Raw genomic sequence first — 16,467 nt, 5'->3', positions numbered from 1 at the left:
TGACCGGGAAACCGTCATGTCCGGTTCGGCGGGAGGCCGCGTGGAACAGGACTCGCCCCACGGCGAGCACCTCGCCGCGCGGCCGACCCAACCGCGTGGCTGCACGGCCTTCGACGTCTGCGGATCCGATGGGAACGACGGGCTGACATCCACGAAGGGCTCCTCGAGCACGCCTGCTGCCTGATCACCCATCGACAACTCGGCTCATTGTGCCGGCCGTTGTCAGCGGTGTGGGTTACGTCCTGCCGTGATGGCCGCGACGCGGCCCCGGCGTGAGCAAACCTCGCCAGCACCTCGTCGGCCGCCCCCCTCGGCCTGACGGCTTCTCGATCACGCCTGGCGGGCACCGTGGCCCGGCATCGGGATCGGGCGGTGCCCGGTCGGGTCATGCTCGGGTGAGCACGATCTTCCTACCGCCGGCCCGTCCGGTGACCACCCGGGCGAACGCAGCCGGTCCCTCACTCAGCGGCAGCGGTTCCGGTGCGAGTTTCAAGGTTCCCGCGGCGGACTGCTCCGCCAGCTGGACAAGCTGCGCGGCATTGGGCTCGACGTAGAGGTCCCAACTCATGATGCCTCGTTCCTCCGCAGGCGCGTCCGAGGTCAGGGAGCACAGTCGGCCGCCGTCCCGCACCAAAGGCAGGGCGGCGTCCGCCGTGCTGGTGGCGATGATGAGGGCGGCGTCGAACCCGCCGCGTACCTTGGCCGACCAGTTCGGGTCGTGGTAGTCGACGACCTCCATCGCTCCCAGACCGAGCAGGCGCTCTGCGGCGGCAGCAGACGCGGTCGCGGTCACCTCGATGCCCGTGGCCGCGGCGAGCTGGATGGCCAGGGCTCCGGTGGCCCCGCCTCCGTTGGTGATCAGGAGCCGCTGTCCTCGGCTGAGGTCCAGCTTCTCCAGGGCCTGCAACGCGGTGAGTCCGTTGACCGGCAGCGCCGCCGCGTGCACGGCGTCCAGCCCGGGTGGGCAGGCCGCCGTGTGATCCGCGTTGATCAGAACGCGTTCGGCCCAGAAGCCGCTTCCCCCGGGCAGCGGGGCCTCGTGTGCGAGCACCCGGTCGCCTACGGCAAACCCGGTGACACCCGCGCCGACGGCCAGCACCTTGCCCGCGCCCTCCACTCCCAGCGCCGCCGGGGGGCGCAGCCCCACGTCCCAGCGTGCGCCGATCAGCAGTTCGTCCCACGGGCCGACCCCGGCCGCGTCAACCGCCACCAGGATCTGACCGGGCCCGGGAGATGACGGTTCGGGCAACTCCAGCAGGGCGACTTCCTTGTCGGCCCCGGACACTCCGCACGCCTTCACAGCAGATCTTTGTCCTCTCACTCAGTCCGGCCGACCGGGAGGTACGGGCCGGAAACCCACAGGGGAACCAGTGTCGACCTCGGGATCCCCTACAGAGGTCGCTTGTGGTCTCAGCGGCATTGGTGTCGAGCCTATGCAGCCAGTGACCCGGACATGTGGTCCATTTGAAGAGTGACTGACTGGGCCAATCGTGGAATAGATCTGCACCTGGGCCTAGGATCACTTCGGGGCGTACGTCATCGTGTTCGAGTAGCGAAAGTGCCGCTCACGCTGCTGCAGCAGCGGCTCCAGGCGGCCCACAGCTCATCCGACACGATCCACGGCGACGTCCCCACATCGAACCGAACGCTCAACTCCCGCCTCAGACACGGCGATCACTGCCCGTCCACCTCATTGTGTCAGCCGTTGCAAGAGTAGGCAGTTCGAGCGAATCGACCCCGGCATGACGTTCAGTGACAGCCGGCCACACTCAGCGAGGGTGCTCCGGGGGTGCGCGGCTGTCCGTTTGCCCGGCGCCGCAGTTGGCGGCTCAGCCTTGGGGTGAAGGGCAGGACTCTGCGGTGGGCGGGTGAGGGATGACCAGGCGATCGGGACCCATGCTCAGCTGAGCCGGCGGCGCCACTTCCGCGTACCCTCGACATATGCGGTGATCAAGCCAGAAAAGGAGCGACATGGACCTCCAGCTCAAAGACAAGGTCGCTGTCGTCACCGGAGCAAGCAAGGGCATCGGCCTCGCCATCGCCGACGCCTTCCTCCGTGAGGGCGCACATGTCGTCTCCGGCAGCCGGAACATCACTCCCGAGCTCGAAGAGCTCCATGAGAAGTACGGACTCACCGCAGTGCCGGTGGACCTCTCCACCACAGACGGACCGGACACACTCGTCCGGCACACGGTGGACGAGTACGGCAGGGTCGACATCCTGGTCAACGCTCTCGGTGCCGCGACGCCCCGTCCGAGCTTCCTGGACATCGACGACGCCGAGTGGCAACGGATCTTCAACGTAACCCTGTTCAGTGCCGTCCGGGCCAGCCGCGCGGCGCTACCACACCTGCTGAACGCGGGCGAGGGTTCCATCGTCAACATCAGTTCCATCAACGCGCGCCTGCCCTTCCCCATGGTCGTGGACTACTCCGCGGCCAAGGCAGCGCTGACCAGTCTGACCAAGTCACTGTCCGAGGAGTTCGCACCCCGAGGTGTCCGGGTCAACGCCATCGCCCCAGGACCGGTCCGCACTCCCTTCTGGACCGCTCCGGGCGCCTTCGCCGATGCCACGGCAGCCCAGGCCGGCACAACCGCGCAGGAAGCCCTCGATGTCGTCGTGCCGCAGAGCATGGGCATCTCCACCGGTCGGGTCACCGAGGCTCACGAAGTCGCCGATCTGGTTCTCTTCCTCGCCTCGCCGCTCGCCGGCAACATCACGGGAGCCGAGTTCACCATCGACGGCGGCCAGGTCAAGACGTTGTGATCGACTGAGATCAGGCCCTCGCGCCGCTGTCGATCCGCATCCGTGCCGGTCACGTGGGTGCAGGGACTCCGCAGCCGCCGTCCGCGCGTACCGGATGCTGCGAAGTACCGCATCGGGCCTGATGCGGCGTGGTAACCCGCTTGCATGAGGTGATCTCGGTGGCCATCGTCGTAGGCGGCAAGGCGGATCGGGTGGTGATGCGCCGGCCCAGCCCGCCCTACGCTCCCGATCACGAGATCGACGCTGAGCGGGCATCGTCCACGACCTCGGGGAGCAGTGTGCCGCCTTTCGTCTACCGGATCACCAAGTACGACCCCGCCGACCGTGACGAGCACGGCAGCTACATCGGCGTTGAGGAGTCGACCAGCGACCATGGGCCGGTGGAATCGGCCTACTTGCAGGCTGTCGCTGCCTTCGCCGCGGCCACCGGTATCGACCACTTGACCATTCGCGAACCGCATATCGCCGGCTATGGTCACTTCGGCCTGGAGCCGGCGATCGAGGGCCACGGCCTGGACGGGCTCTTCCCACCCGATCTCAGCGGGTTCCACGACGGCGCGGAGGTGTCCATCTCCATCGGTCTGGAGCTGATCCGGGCCATGCTCCGCGACAACGGCGCCTGGTGCCGCCTGGAAGTCGAGGACGCCTTCGCCGTCCATGTCGGGTGGGACCAGTACGTCTACGTCAGCAGCGACAAGCCCTGCGAGAGCGCTCTTGCACACACCCGGGCGCTCGGGCTCTTCCCGGAACGATTGCAGGCATCGCCCCACGATGCCGATACGGACTACGTCGAGCCCGGCGAACAGCGACCCGCCGACGAGTATTTCTGGGCCCGTTTGCGCTGGTCCATCGGCATGCGACACGCAGCCATACTGGAGGAGGAGTATGTCGACAACGCCTCCCGCAGGCACCGCCTCACGGAGAACACCCTCGACGTGGTCCGTGCCGGACTCACCCCCCGTGCCAAGCTGACCGTCTGGCCGGACCTGTCCCCCGACGTAGAGGCAGTTCTCGCCGCGCTCCCCGACGAAGGCCCGGTGGAGTTCGTCTGGGAGGACGGGAACGGGGCGATCACCAGCACGATCGTCGACGAAACCGAGTACCCGGCACTGAACGCCCAGGTGCGGAGTGCCCGGGCCGCTGCCGCCCTGCCCCTGGACATTGACTCACGTCACCCACTGTTCACCGCTGTGATGCCCGACAGTGACGGTGTTCTGCGGGCCCGGTGGAGGACCGAGCAGACACCCAGCGACCGGGACTGGGCCTTCCTGAAGACTCTTCGTCGCGGGCAGATCGTCAACGGCGTGGTCACGGTTATCGCGAGCTTCGGCGTCACTTTCGTGGACATCGGCGGCTTCATCGCAATGATCAACATTCCGGAGCTGTCCTGGAGGCAGATCAGTCACCCGTCCGACGTCGTCACCGTCGGGCAGGAGGTCTCGGCCGAGATCCTCGACGTCGACATGGTGCGCGAGCGTGTGGCGCTGTCCTTGAAGGCACTGCAGGAGGACCCGATGCCGCTGTTCATCCAGCAGGTCGGCCAGGTCGTGACCGGTGTTGTGACCAGACTCGTGCCGTTCGGCGTCTTCGTCCGTATCGAAGACCGGGAGGATGGCTTCGAAGGACTCGTGGACACCACCGAGTTGTCCAGGGAATCCGTCGCCAGCCCCGAGCATGTGATCCAGGTCGGCGACCCTCTCGCAGTGAAGATTCTCGGCGTCGACCTCACCCGCCGACGAATCGCCCTCTCCCACCTGCAGGCTCTCGCGCACGAAGGGCCTTGACCAGCCGGGTGGTCGGCTCCGCGGGATGACGGGTCATGCCGGCTCGACGGCTGCCGTCGGCTTCGTGGTCCGCCGCGGGTACAGCGGAGCCGTCCTCCAGCGGACCGGCACGGCCCGCCTCAGCTGAGTGGCGGCTCCAGGGTCGCGGGGGTGGGGCCGTCAGGGCGGACGGTGATGCCGTACACCGCCTTCGTGGGGGTGGAGTGGAAGGCCAGGGTGTGGACCGGCAGCAGGTGTTCGAGGAGGACGGTCGATTCGCGGAGCGCGAATTGCAGACCGAGGCAGGCTCGGGGACCGATGCCGAACGGGAAGTAGGCGCCCGGGTGGGTGGGCCGCCCGTCCGGGGCGATGAAGCGCCGGGGGTCGAAGTGCTCCGGGTCTGGCCACAGTTCGGGATCGCGGTGCGTGAGGTACGGACAGACCAGGATGTCGGCGCCCGCCTCGATCGTGTAGCCGGCGAGGGTGTCGCCCTCGGTGGCATGACGGGGCAGGATCCAGGCGGACGGGTAGAGCCGAAGCGTCTCGTGGACCAGGGCCTGGATGGCCTGACGGCGCTCGGGTGAGCCTTCGCCGCCGGCGGCGAGGGCTTGTTCGCGGGCCGCGGGATGCCGGTCGAGGAGCAGGTAGAGCCAGGTCAGGGTGGTGGCCGTGGTCTCGTGCCCGGCCACGAGCAACGTGACCAGTTCGTCGCGGATCAGCCGGTCCGTGTACTCGGGGTGCTCGGTGGCGGCGTCGATCAGGATGTGGAGCAGGCCAGGGCCTTCGGGGCCCGCCACCCCCCTACGGGCGGCCTCGATGGCGTGCCCGGCGACCGCATCGATCCGGGCGAGATCGGCGGCAACGGCATCCTGGGCGTCGGCGACATCAGCGGGCAAGGTCGGAAGGGCGGTGGCCACGGCGGCCACGGCGGCCAGTTCCCGCTCGGTCCCGTCGTCGAGGGGGTGCCCGGTGAGTGAGCGCCAGATGGCGTCCAGGGCGAAGCTGCGCATCTCCCGGCCGACATCGAGGGTCTGCCCGGTACGGGTGTACCCGGCCCAGCGCCGGGCAGTGGTCCGGGCGGCCTCGGTGATCCGTTGTTCGTAGCGGCGCATCCCGGTGCCGGTGAACTGGGACTGCAGCAAGCGGCGTTGACGCTGCCACGCGGCACCGGTGGCGGCGAGGACGCCGTCGCCGATCAGCAGCCGGGCGCGGTGGGAACGCTTGACGTACCGGTCCGGGTGCCGGGCGAGTACGTGCTGGACCGCCTGCGGGTCGGTGACGAGCACGGTGGGGGCGGGACCGAGGCGGAACGCGGCGATGCCGCCGAACCGCTCGCGCACCTGGGACAGCAGCTCGACCAGTTCACCTCCCCCGGAACGCCACCGCGCCACCAGGTCGGGCTCGGCTTCGGGGACCGGCCGACCCATTCCGGGAGGGGACGGAAGGGAGCCGAGACTGGCTTCGGTGTCCATGGTTCTTCTCCTGGTCAACCGCTGGGCTTGGCCGTAAGGGAGCGTCGGCACCACGGACTGTACGGGAGCGGGAACATCCGGTGACAGTCCGCCTCTGTACGGTCGCTGTCCCGGCATTGCCCGGATCACGGCTTCCTGCACTGCAGCACAGCCGAGGCCGGGCACAGAGGCGCTGTGGACGGCGCTGATCGGCTGCGAGAAGCGGATGCCGTCAAAGCTTCGACGGGGCTGCACGTACCTCTTTCGGCCGACACGCTGGATGACCGCCTCCACAGGCCTCTGTCCGACGGCGGCCGTACCCACGTCCGGGACATGCGCCCCGGGCCGTGGGAACCACGGGGGCAACTGACGAGCCGGTGCTGCAGCGCCCGCGAGGTCACGGCTAGGCTGCGGGACAGGGGATCTCGGGCGTCGGCCCCGGCCGGGGAACCACGGCCTCGGCCTGGCGAGAACTCCACCCAGGGACGCCGGTCCCTGTCCTCCAGCCGGGGAGTCGCGACGTCGGGAGGCACACATGGAGTACTACGACCTCGGCACCCACAACCGCCCGGTCACGACCTCGTCCCCCGAGGCCCAGACATGGTTCGACCGCGGGCTGGTCTGGACGTACGCGTTCCACCACGAGGAAGCCGTCTCCTGTTTCGAAGCCGCCGCCGCGGCCGATCCTGACTGCGCCATGGCCTACTGGGGCATCGCCTACGCGCTCGGGCCCAACTACAACAAGCCGTGGGAGTTCTTCGACGAGCAGGACCTCGCTCGGACCGTCGAGCGCACTCACGCCGCAGTCGAACTCGCCCACCAGAAGGCGGCCGCCGCGACGCCCGTCGAACGCGCTCTGATCGATGCGTTGCGCGCCCGCTACCCGCAGGCGCAGACCGTCGAGGACTGCTCGGTGTGGAACGCGCCGTACGCCGACAAAATGCGTGCCGTCTACGAACTCGCCCCGGACGACCTGGACATCGCCACCCTCCACGCCGACGCGCTGATGAATCTCACCCCCTGGCAGCTGTGGAACCTGCGCACCGGGACACCGGCCGAGGACGCGCGCACACTGGAGGCCAAGGCCGTCCTCGACCGTGCGCTGGCTACGGACGCCGGGGCGGGGCACCCGGGCGTCCTGCACATGTACATCCACCTGATGGAGATGTCCCCGACTCCCGAGGCGGCCCTGCCCGTCGCCGACCGGCTGCGCGGCCTGGTGCCCGACGCCGGCCACCTGCAGCACATGCCCTCGCACCTGGACGTGCTCTGCGGCGACTACCGTCGCGTGGTGTCCGACAACAGCGCGGCGATCGTCGCCGACGAGAAGTTCCACGCGCGGGCCGGTGCCATGAACTTCTACACCCTGTACCGATCGCACAACTACCACTTCAAGATCTACGGCGCGATGTTCCTGGGCCAGGCCCGGACAGCCCTCGACACCGCCGCCCAGCTCGAGATGTCCATCCCGGAGGAACTGCTGCGGGTGCAGAGCCCGCCCATGGCCGACTGGCTGGAGGCCTTCCTCGCCATGCGGGTGCATGCGCTGATCCGCTTCGGCCGCTGGGCCGACATCCTGCGCACGCCCATGCCCGCCGACCCGGACCTCTACAGCGTGACCACGGCCATGCTGCATTACGCCCGCGGCGTCGCCCTGTCGGCAACCGGCCGGATCGCCGAGGCCGAGACGGAACGCGGACGGTTCCGGGAGGCGGCCGGCCGGGTGCAGGCGACGCGGATGCTCTTCAACAACACCTGCGCCGACATCCTCGCGATCGCGTCGGCGATGCTCGACGGTGAACTCGAGTACCGCAAGGGCGACTACGACGCCGCCTTCGCAGCGCTCGAGCGGTCGATCGACCTGGACGACAACCTGCCCTACGACGAGCCGTGGGGATGGATGCAGCCGACCCGGCACGCCTACGGTGCCCTGCTCCTGGAGCAGGGGCGCGTCGCGGAAGCCGAAGCCGTCTACCGGGCGGATCTCGGACTCGACGACACGCTTCCCCGCCCGCTGCAGCACCCCGGCAACGTGTGGTCCCTGCACGGGCTCCACGAGTGCCTCCTCCGTCTGGGCAAGACCGGCGAGGCACAGATCGTGGCCCAGCAGCTCAAGATCGCCGCCGCGATGGCGGACGTACCGGTCGAGGCGTCCTGCTTCTGCCGCCTGGAAGCCGTGTCGGACACCGCCGGCACCGACGGCTGCTGCGCGACGGAGCACTGAGAGCCCGACCCCTGAGACGGGGCCTGGCCGGCCAGGCGGCGGGGTGAACCCGCTCGCCGAGTTCGCGGTCGTCCACCGGTCGGCACGCGTCCCGAATGCGGCGAGAAGCCCGAGGTGCTCGGTGCTCCCCGTCTCTCCGCCCGCAGTGGTCAACCCGTGACACCGTCGGCGCCGCACCGCAACCGCAGTGGCCGAAAATATGTCTTTCAGCGCGTGCCCGAAGCTTCGGAGCAAGTGGGATTTCGGTGGCACGGCGGATCTGGGGGGACGGAATGGGCGTATGGGCAGTGCCCGGGTACACCGAGTCGCTGGAACTCGGCTCGGGGGCGAGTGGACGGGTCGTACTGGCCGTGCACGAGGAGACCGGCGTTCCGGTCGCGGTGAAGTATCTGAGTGAGTCACTGCGCACCCGGCCGGGCTTCGTGTCCGAGTTCAGGGCCGAGGCACGGCTGCTCGGCGGTCTGGAAAGCGCGTACGTCACCGGGCTGTACGAGTATGTCGAGAGCCCGGACGGCGCCGCCATCGTGATGGAGCTGGTGGACGGGGTCTCGTTGCGGACCCTGCTGTCCAGGGAGGGTCCGCTGGATCCCGAGGCCGCACTCGTGGTCCTCAAGGGATCGCTGCTCGGCCTGGCCGACGCGCACCGCATCGGCGTCGTCCACCGCGACTACAAGCCCGAAAACGTCCTGGTCGTGCCGGACGGATCGTCCAAACTCGTCGACTTCGGGATCGCGGTGGACACCGGCACCCGTGTCGGCATCGCTGGCACCCCCTCCTACATGGCCCCGGAACAGTGGACCGGCGCCCCCGCCTCCCCCGCCGCCGACGTGTACGCGGCCACCGCCACGTTCTTCGAGTGCCTGACGCGCCACAAGCCGTACTCGGGAGACAATCTCGCGGAACTCGCGCTGCAGCACGTCGACGCACCCATCCCCGTGGACGAGGTCCCCGAAGGGGTTCGGGAGCTGGTGCGGCGCGGTCTGGCCAAGGATCCGGAGGAACGGCCCACCCACGCTGAGGCGTTCGTATCGGAACTGGAGGCGGCCGCCGGCGCAGCCTATGGGCCCGACTGGGAGGAACGCGGCCGCGGTCGGCTCGCCGCGCTGGTGGCACTGCTGCCGCTGCTGCTCCCCTCGGCACGCAAGGCTCCGCAGACCACCACCGACACCGCACGTACGGTCCTGGTCCAAGGGCCGGGCCGTGGCCGGGCACGGTCGTGGCTCCCGGGCCGGCCCGGGATGCTGGTGACCGCTGCGGCCGTGCTCCTGGGCATCCTCCTGGCCTACGGCGCCCAGCCCACCCCGTCAGCGGCTCCGCAGGAGGCAGCGCAGGCCCTGGCCACCACCAGCGCCCAGCCCGGTGTGACGTCGCAGGGGCCCATCGCACCGACTCCGTCGGCCCATGCGTCTCCGTCCTCGACGCCCACCGTCGCCCCCAGCCTGTCGCCCTCGGGCCCGCAGACGACGGAGACCCCCGGCACCGATACTTCCGTGTCCGCGACCACGGCTCCTTCCGAGGAGACGCCCTCCGGCGGGGCTAGCTCCGACTCGACACCGGAACCCCCCTCCCCCACCGCACCGGCCGCTCCCGCCGTCAAGGACGTCACAGTGTCGGCCTTCCGGCAGACGGGTCCGTCCACCGCCACGGCCGTCGTCGGCATCACCACCGACGGCACCGGGCCGGTCTCGATCACCGTCTCGTGGTACACCAGCGATGTCGCAGGAGCGCTCGGCGCCCAGGACGGTGCATCCCAGACCTTCGACCGCAGCGGCGCCACCCAGTACACGCTCACCGTCGACCACACCTTCCAGAACAGGGGCTGTTACTGGGCGGTGCAGGCCACGACGACCCCTGCCGCCGCCGACGGCGGCGCCTCGCAGCAGCTTCTGACCAGGCAGTGTGACCTCCGATGACCACTCACGACGACCACACCCCCGCTTCTGCCGAGGACTGCGAGCCCACCCGCGTGCTCGGCCCCGGCGACGAGCACGCCCCCACCGTCCACCTCGCCACCACCGGGGAAGGCCCCCGTCCCCACGAACCCGGTCCGGTAGATGCCGAGTACAGCGCCACCGTGCTGGCCAGCCACTGGATCCAGAGGCCCGAACCCGACGAAACCGATACCGTCATCGAGCCGACCGACACACTCATCGCCCCGACCGGCACGCAGATCACGCCGACTGCGCCGACACGGCCGGACCGTGTCGAAGGCACCGTCCTGCGGTTCGGCCCCGGAGTGACGGCCGCCGTCGCGCACCGCACCCACAGGACGCTGCCCGCCGTGCCACCGGTCCCGGCGCCGCCGCGTCGGCGCCTGCGCAGACACGCCCTGCCCGCGCTGGTGCTGGTCTGCGTCATCGGGTTCCTGGCCTGGCAGCGCCTCGGGCCGTCCGTCGGGGTGCGCACCGCGGCGGTCACGGCCCGGCCGACGGATGTCCGGTGCGACGGCACAGCGGACATCGTCGGCCTTGTCACCACGAACGGCCGGCCGGGCACGCTCTCCTACCGCTGGAAGCGAAGCGACGGCACCGCCTCGGGCGTTCTGCGTGAAACGGTGCGCCGGGGTCAGAAGCAGGCACGGCTGCACCTCCTGTGGACCTTCCAGGGCAAGGGCCACTACACGGCACGAGCCGAACTGCGCATCCTCGCCCCCACGCACCGTACGGTTGCCACACACCTCACATACGACTGCTCCTGACTGCCTGCCAGCCACACGCAGGCGTAAGAGCCGTACCAGCCGTGCCGCCGTCACCGAGTGAACAGGACGTTGCCTCGCTGTCGCACGAAGGCAGCAATCGGCCAGCGCCGTAGTACGCGCTCGACCCCGGGGTGCAGTCGCCCCAGGAACCCCGCTTTCGGTTCGCTCACCTCGGTGGGCCGGGCCGGGCCCGTGCTGGTCATTGCGGAATCATGAACAATCCTCACGTTTCCGTGGACTCTTCACGGGGGCGCTCCTATGGTCGCCGTCGGCGCGACCACTGTCGTACGCACCCGAGGAGCCGTATGTCCCCCAGGAAGCTCAGCCGTGCCCTGGCCGTCACTTTGACGCTGGCGGCAGCCGCAGCCGTCGCCGGGCCTACACCCGCGCAGGCCGACCCGATACCCAAGGCGCCCGGCCACAGGCTGGTCGACGCCTACGACGGCGCCCCAGCCGCACCCCGGCCCATCCCCGGCGAGCAACCCCCTCAGCATCCGTTTCTCGCGGCCAACGGCCGCAGCGGTATGCACGCCGACGCCTGGGGCAGCGCCACCTACCCCTGGTCCGGCCCGCTCGGCGTCACACCCCGGGTCGACAGCGAACGGATGGCGGCGCTCGGCGGCGAGTGCGCGAACGTGACCTTCGATCGGGACGGGCGGATCGTCACCGTCTGCGGGACGTTCACGGGTTTCCTGGTCAAGCTGCTCGACCCGAAAACCCTGGCCACCCTGGCCGAGTACAAGCTGCCGCAACGACCGTCCACCATCGAGGCGATCACGCGCCTGGACTTCTCCCGGATCTTCAAGGACACCTCCGGCGGCGCCTACTCCTATCTCGACAACCGGGACCGGCTGGTGCTCGCAGACTCCCGCCAGCATCTCCTGCGCCTGGCCCACGAGCAGAAGCCGGACGGCACTTGGGAGTTCACCGTCACCGACGACTGGGACCTCGGCAGCCACGTGCCGCACGACTGCGTCACCTGGACCAACCTTCATCCCAGCGGAACCTGCGACCCCGTCACCTCTGTCATGCCTGACTGGGACGGCCGGATCTGGTGGGTCACCCGGCAAGGCCGCGTCGGCACCGTCGACCCCACCACCGGCACCATCCGCTCGATCCACCTGACCGGCGAGGAGATCCAGAACTCCTTCTCCGTCGCCGAGGACGGCGTCTCCATCGTCACCGACCACGCCCTGTACGACTTCCGCGCGACAGCGGACGGCATACCCGAGGTGGTCTGGCGGGAGACCTACGACCGTGGAACGGGCACCAAACCCGGCTCCGTCAACCAGGGCTCCGGCACCACGCCGGACATCTTCGGCGAGGGCGGGCAATACGTCGCGATCACTGACAACGCCGATGACCGCATGCACGTCCTGGTGTACCGGCGCGACCCCGCCACTCCTCCCGGCCGACGACTCGTGTGCGAGATACCCGTCTTCCGCTCAGGAGCCTCGACCACCGACAACTCCCTCATCAGCTGGGGCAACAGTCTCGTGGTCGAGAACAACTACGGATACGAGAACCTCACGTCGCTGACCTTCGGGCGCAGCGTCGTCGGCGGGGTCACCAGGATCGACGTACGCCAGGACGGCAGCGGCTGCGACACCGCGTGGGAGAGCAGCGAGCGGTCGCCTTCCGTGGTGCCGAAGCTGTCCACCGCCAACGGTCTGCTGTACCTGTACACGAAGGACCCGAATCCGCTGGGTATCGACGCCTGGTACCTGACCGCCGTCGATTTCCGCACCGGTCGCACTCGTTTCAAGCAGCTCGTCGGTACCGGCATCAACTACGACAACAACTGGGCCCCCATCACCATCGGCCCCGACGGAACTGCCTACATCGGCGCATTCAACGGACTCGCCACCGTCCACGACGGCAACTGAGCAGTCGACACAGAGCGATCGGCAGCAGGCGGGGGGCTGTGGTCCGGATGCGAGTGCCGGGCGTGGGTTCGGGCACGGGCACGGGCACGGGCACGCGTGTCGGGCACGGGCGCGGCTGGTGATCGGCGCCCCGTATGCGCGGTCGGCACCAGCCCCTCTCGCCCTCGCCCCAAGTACCGTTCTCGCCGCCAACCTCGTCGACGGCGAGAATGGTCTCTCTCGGATCAGTGGGAACCGAATGAGTCTTCTGCCGAAGGCGCCTTCGCCGGCAGTTCGAACCATGTGGTCTTGCCCGTGGCCGTCCGGATGCTGCCCCAGCCCTCGGCGAGCAGATCGAGCAGTTCGGTACCGCGCCCTCCTTCCGCGTCCGCGTCGACGACAACACGCACGGGGCCGGTGGAATCCGCGTCCTCGACCTCGCACCGCAGGCGGGAGTCGCGCACCTGCAGGTTGAGGCGCAGCGGTCCGCGCGTGTGGCGCAGGGCGTTGGTGACCAGTTCGCTGGCCAACAGCTCGGCGGTGTCGACCAGGTCCTCCAGGGCCCACTCCTCCAGTTGCGCAGTGACCAGTCGCCTGGCCCGGCGGACCGATGTCAGCTCCCGGGGCAGGGGCCAGGAGGCGTCCCAAGCCGTAGCGCGGGCGCGGGGGGCGTCAAACGGTCGCAGGGGCGCATAGGAGCGCGACCACAGAGCCCTCTGCCGGGCGAACCACGAGATGCGTGCCGCCTGCGGTGAGTGCTCGTTTCCCGGAGTGCTGTGCGGATCGGACTTCCGTTCCGCCCTTTCCTGCCAGCGGCGGTAGAGCCGGGCAATGCACTCCCTGCGAGAGGTCGCGGTGGGGCCGATGGCCTGGAAGGCCATGGGAATCAGTCCCTTCTGAACTGCTGGCAGCCGTTGCGGGCGGGGGGAGGAGGTCCGCCGCCGACCACCCCCGGGCCGACGCCGGCCCGGTTCATGTAGCACTCGCTACACTCATAAGATACATGAAGCACCCGTTTCAGTAAAGAGTGGGGCAAATATCCACAAACCAGATGTATGGGATATGTGTCGCCCCGCGTAACAGCAGCCAGGAGCCTCCATGCCGCGCCCGCCCGATCCGGCCAAGCGACGCAACCTGCTGAACCAGGTGCGTGAGTACGTGATCCACAACGGCTTGGCGGACTTGTCCCTACGTCCGCTGGCCCGGGCTGTCGGCACCAGCGACCGCATGCTCCTGTACTACTTCGGCACCAAGGAACGCATGATCGCCGAGGCACTGGCCCTGGACGAGAGACGACCGCTCCTGCGGGCCCGGACCGTGCTCGACAGTCTTGGACCACCTGAGGACGCGGCAGGGCTCCGGCGGCTCTTCGAGGAAATCTGGCGCCAGTTCAGCTCCCCCGACATGAGCGCCGTACTTCCGCTCTACCTCGAGGTCATGACCGCCAGCCTGCTCCACCCGGACCGGTACGGGCCCGTCATGCGCAATGTCCTCACCGAATGGACGAGCCTGCTCACCTCCATCTTCCATGATCTGGGCATGACAGAGGAACGGGCCCAGACGGAAGCCGCTCTCCTGGCCGATGCAACGTTTGGCCTTCTCATCGCACCCCTGGCCAACGGCGACTGGGACCGGGCCGAAGCAGCGTTCCACACCCTCCTGGACCGCCTCGAACCCGGCTGGCAAGCCACGCAGTAGACGTCCCGAGCGATGACGCTGCACGGTTGGGCGTAATGAGGATCGCGTGAAAAATCCAGTCTGTCCGTTGCCGGAGCCGTCCCGCCCATCCGCTAAGAGCGGAGGCCCTCCGCGCTCCCACCGGTCGACGAGGCGGCTGTTCAGCTCGCACTCGCGTCGTCCACCGCGAGGCGGACGGGAGCCCGGCGACAGAACCTACGCGTCCTTGTTGGCCTTGAGCTTCTGCCACACCGTGCTGAGCGCCTGCAGGTCGTCCTGGTCGAGGAGGTCCGTGAAGACAGGGGCGAGACACTCGCGGCGGGTGGCGTCGGCCGCCTCGAAGAGCCGGTGCCCCTCGGGGGTCAGCGACACCTCGATGGAGCGGGCGTCGCGGAGCGAGGGGGTTCGGGTCACCAGGCCGCGGTTCTGGAGGGCGTCGACGACGCGCGAGACCTGGCTGCGACTGAGCATGGTGCTGTTGCCCAGAACCGATGCCGGAACCGGGTCGGGGCTGGAGGCCAGCCAGAGCAGCACCTCGAACCAGGAGACCGGAAGGTCGTGCGCTTTGCTCAGGGCGCGGTCCACGCGGTCCGTCAGGACGGTCCCGGCCCAGACCAGCCCATAGAAGGCATGGTCGGCCACGGGCATCTCCGCCTGTGTGAGCTTCTTCTTCGGCATGCCATCAGTTTAGCGGTTGCGTGTACACGCACGTAAGTGCATTATGGTGTGTGTACACGCACTCAAATGCGTCGGCATCCCGTGCTACGAAAGGCCTCCCCCATGTCTTCCCAGTCCTCCAAGGTCGTCCTCATCACCGGCACCTCCTCCGGCATCGGCCTCGCCGCAGCTGTCTCCGCCGCACGCGCCGGCTGGACGACAGTCGCCACGCTGCGTGACCCCAGTCGCTCCGACGCCCTCCGTAAGGCGGCCGCCGAGGCAGGCGTGGAGCTCGACATCCGCCGGCTCGACGTCACCGACGAGGCATCGATCACGTCCGCGATCGACGGCGTCCTCGCCGACTACGGACACCTCGACGCCGTCGTCAACAACGCGGGCGCCGGACACCTGGGCACCCTGGAGAACGAGTCCGTGGACGAGGTCCGCAAGGTCATGGAGGTCAACTTCTTCGGCGTGCTCAGCGTCTCCAAGGCGGCCATGCCCCACCTGCGCGCCTCCGGCGGGCGTCTGATCACCGTCACGAGCGTCGGCGGCGTCATCGGACAGCCCTTCAACGAGGCCTACTGCGCGGCCAAGTTCGCTGTCGAGGGATACATGGAGAGCCTGGCCCCCGTGGCCGCGGCGCACGGCGTGTCCGTCTCCGTGATCGAGCCCGGCGCCGTGGCCACCGAGTTCGTCGCCAACGTGGGCGTCGACCTGGAGGAAGCCGTCGCCGGCGCCGGGGTCTACGCGCCGCAGCTGAACGCCTACGTGAACCGCACGGTCGCGCAGTTCCTCGACGGCGCGCAGACCGCCGAGGGCGCTGCCGAATCGGTGATCGAGGCGCTGACCGCGGACGAGCCCGCCTTCCGCCTCCAGACCTCCGACTGGGCCCGCGGCTTCGTGGGCACCAAGCTCACCGACCTGGACGGCTCCGCGGTCCTCGGCCTGACCAGCGGCTGGGTCGCCTGACCTGACCTGCACCCACTCGTCGAGGGGGCGGCACCCCGCACAGGTGCCGCCCCCTCGGGCCGTGCCGACACCCGGGTCCGGGGCGCCGGCACCGACCTCATCGTCACGACCGTCCCCGGTGCCATCACGGGCTGCGGCGCGTTCTTCTGGCGCACCAGGGCCGCCACGGCTGAACCACCGCCGGCAGGTCACGCAGGTTCACCGCCGCCGTCAGCGATGGCGGTGGCGGTGGCGCTACCAAGGTGTGTTCGGCTCCGGAGGGGCTGAGATGGGGACGTCCGGGCGGTGGCCTAGGGGGGCCTAGGGGCAATGCCGTTGTTTTAGGTCTCGGGCGTGGGTTCCTGGGTAGGGGTCCCAGGGGGTGGGTTGGGTGTCTTCGCGCGTGTCTGAGTTA

12 protein-coding genes and 2 pseudogenes are annotated in these 16,467 nt (G+C 69.2%); 9 read left to right on the top strand and 5 right to left on the bottom strand.

Annotation, left to right across the window (positions count from 1 at the left end):
* Positions 1 to 93 precede the first annotated feature (93 nt).
* Positions 94 to 276: pseudogene (locus tag ACIRU3_RS46070) on the top strand (hypothetical protein); the annotation flags it as partial.
* 109 nt (positions 277 to 385) lie between these two features.
* On the opposite strand, the gene ACIRU3_RS46065 reads toward ACIRU3_RS46070, so the two are convergent.
* The gene (locus tag ACIRU3_RS46065) at positions 386 to 1,285 is read right to left on the bottom strand and encodes an NADP-dependent oxidoreductase (RefSeq protein ID WP_404070219.1); all 900 of its coding nucleotides are present in this window, start codon (positions 1,283 to 1,285) and stop codon (positions 386 to 388) included.
* A gap of 264 nt (positions 1,286 to 1,549) precedes the next feature.
* Positions 1,550 to 1,665, bottom strand: a pseudogene (locus ACIRU3_RS46060) (IS5/IS1182 family transposase); the annotation flags it as partial.
* Positions 1,666 to 1,971: 306 nt separating this feature from the next.
* Here ACIRU3_RS46060 and ACIRU3_RS46055 point away from each other — a divergent pair.
* Positions 1,972 to 2,766, top strand: a complete 795-nt coding sequence (locus ACIRU3_RS46055) for an SDR family NAD(P)-dependent oxidoreductase (RefSeq protein ID WP_404070217.1) — start codon at positions 1,972 to 1,974, stop codon at positions 2,764 to 2,766.
* Positions 2,767 to 2,924: 158 nt separating this feature from the next.
* Positions 2,925 to 4,550 (top strand): S1 RNA-binding domain-containing protein, encoded by a 1,626-nt coding sequence (locus tag ACIRU3_RS46050; protein WP_404070215.1) that lies wholly within the window; start codon positions 2,925 to 2,927, stop codon positions 4,548 to 4,550.
* Between the two features lie 119 nt (positions 4,551 to 4,669).
* On the opposite strand, the gene ACIRU3_RS46045 is transcribed toward ACIRU3_RS46050, so the two are convergent.
* Positions 4,670 to 6,001 carry a cytochrome P450 gene (locus ACIRU3_RS46045; protein ID WP_404070213.1) on the bottom strand — a complete coding sequence of 444 codons (1,332 nt, stop codon included), beginning with the start codon at positions 5,999 to 6,001 and terminating at the stop codon, positions 4,670 to 4,672.
* 514 nt (positions 6,002 to 6,515) lie between these two features.
* Here ACIRU3_RS46045 and ACIRU3_RS46040 point away from each other — a divergent pair.
* From ACIRU3_RS46040 to ACIRU3_RS46025, 4 genes are all read left to right on the top strand, one after another.
* The gene (locus ACIRU3_RS46040; RefSeq protein ID WP_404070211.1) at positions 6,516 to 8,204 is read left to right on the top strand and encodes a hypothetical protein; all 1,689 of its coding nucleotides are present in this window, start codon (positions 6,516 to 6,518) and stop codon (positions 8,202 to 8,204) included.
* A 272-nt stretch (positions 8,205 to 8,476) separates the two neighbouring features.
* Entirely contained in the window at positions 8,477 to 10,117 is a 1,641-nt protein-coding gene (locus tag ACIRU3_RS46035; protein ID WP_404070209.1) for a protein kinase, read from the top strand.
* Positions 10,114 to 10,902 (top strand): hypothetical protein, encoded by a 789-nt coding sequence (locus ACIRU3_RS46030; protein ID WP_404070207.1) that lies wholly within the window; start codon positions 10,114 to 10,116, stop codon positions 10,900 to 10,902. The genes ACIRU3_RS46035 and ACIRU3_RS46030 overlap by 4 nt, the downstream gene beginning before the upstream one ends.
* A 305-nt stretch (positions 10,903 to 11,207) precedes the next feature.
* Entirely contained in the window at positions 11,208 to 12,788 is a 1,581-nt protein-coding gene (locus tag ACIRU3_RS46025) for a hypothetical protein (RefSeq protein ID WP_404070205.1), read from the top strand.
* Between the two features lie 224 nt (positions 12,789 to 13,012).
* Here ACIRU3_RS46025 and ACIRU3_RS46020 read toward each other — a convergent pair whose 3' ends face one another.
* The gene (locus tag ACIRU3_RS46020; RefSeq protein ID WP_404070203.1) at positions 13,013 to 13,648 is read right to left on the bottom strand and encodes an ATP-binding protein; all 636 of its coding nucleotides are present in this window, start codon (positions 13,646 to 13,648) and stop codon (positions 13,013 to 13,015) included.
* 217 nt (positions 13,649 to 13,865) lie between these two features.
* On the opposite strand from ACIRU3_RS46020, the gene ACIRU3_RS46015 reads away from it, so the two are divergent.
* Positions 13,866 to 14,465, top strand: a complete 600-nt coding sequence (locus ACIRU3_RS46015; protein WP_404070201.1) for a TetR/AcrR family transcriptional regulator — start codon at positions 13,866 to 13,868, stop codon at positions 14,463 to 14,465.
* A 195-nt stretch (positions 14,466 to 14,660) separates the two neighbouring features.
* Here the strand turns inward: ACIRU3_RS46015 and ACIRU3_RS46010 are convergent, their stop codons facing one another.
* Positions 14,661 to 15,122: a MarR family winged helix-turn-helix transcriptional regulator gene (locus ACIRU3_RS46010; protein ID WP_404070199.1), complete on the bottom strand. Its 462-nt coding sequence runs from the start codon at positions 15,120 to 15,122 to the stop codon at positions 14,661 to 14,663.
* Between the two features lie 102 nt (positions 15,123 to 15,224).
* Here ACIRU3_RS46010 and ACIRU3_RS46005 point away from each other — a divergent pair, with 102 nt between their 5' ends.
* On the top strand, positions 15,225 to 16,073 hold the full coding sequence (locus ACIRU3_RS46005; protein WP_404070197.1) for an SDR family oxidoreductase: 849 nt from the start codon (positions 15,225 to 15,227) through the stop codon (positions 16,071 to 16,073).
* The last annotated feature ends 394 nt before the right edge of the window (positions 16,074 to 16,467 follow it).

The organism is Streptomyces sp. NPDC101151, from assembly GCF_044768335.1.
Classification (GTDB): Bacteria; Actinomycetota; Actinomycetes; order Streptomycetales; family Streptomycetaceae; genus Streptomyces.
Note: the sequence above shows the minus strand (reverse complement) of the source record. Positions and strands in the feature narration are given on the sequence as shown.

What these genes read in the sequence shown, in the direction of transcription:
- ACIRU3_RS46055 (WP_404070217.1), top strand. Translation starts at nt 1,972, where the DNA reads ATGGACCTCCAGCTCAAAGACAAGGTCGCTGTCGTCACCGGAGCAAGC.
- ACIRU3_RS46045 (WP_404070213.1), bottom strand. Translation starts at nt 6,001, where the DNA reads ATGGACACCGAAGCCAGTCTCGGCTCCCTTCCGTCCCCTCCCGGAATG.
- ACIRU3_RS46040 (WP_404070211.1), top strand. Translation starts at nt 6,516, where the DNA reads ATGGAGTACTACGACCTCGGCACCCACAACCGCCCGGTCACGACCTCG.
- ACIRU3_RS46035 (WP_404070209.1), top strand. Translation starts at nt 8,477, where the DNA reads ATGGGCGTATGGGCAGTGCCCGGGTACACCGAGTCGCTGGAACTCGGC.
- ACIRU3_RS46030 (WP_404070207.1), top strand. Translation starts at nt 10,114, where the DNA reads ATGACCACTCACGACGACCACACCCCCGCTTCTGCCGAGGACTGCGAG.
- ACIRU3_RS46025 (WP_404070205.1), top strand. Translation starts at nt 11,208, where the DNA reads ATGTCCCCCAGGAAGCTCAGCCGTGCCCTGGCCGTCACTTTGACGCTG.
- ACIRU3_RS46020 (WP_404070203.1), bottom strand. Translation starts at nt 13,648, where the DNA reads ATGGCCTTCCAGGCCATCGGCCCCACCGCGACCTCTCGCAGGGAGTGC.
- ACIRU3_RS46015 (WP_404070201.1), top strand. Translation starts at nt 13,866, where the DNA reads ATGCCGCGCCCGCCCGATCCGGCCAAGCGACGCAACCTGCTGAACCAG.
- ACIRU3_RS46010 (WP_404070199.1), bottom strand. Translation starts at nt 15,122, where the DNA reads ATGCCGAAGAAGAAGCTCACACAGGCGGAGATGCCCGTGGCCGACCAT.
- ACIRU3_RS46005 (WP_404070197.1), top strand. Translation starts at nt 15,225, where the DNA reads ATGTCTTCCCAGTCCTCCAAGGTCGTCCTCATCACCGGCACCTCCTCC.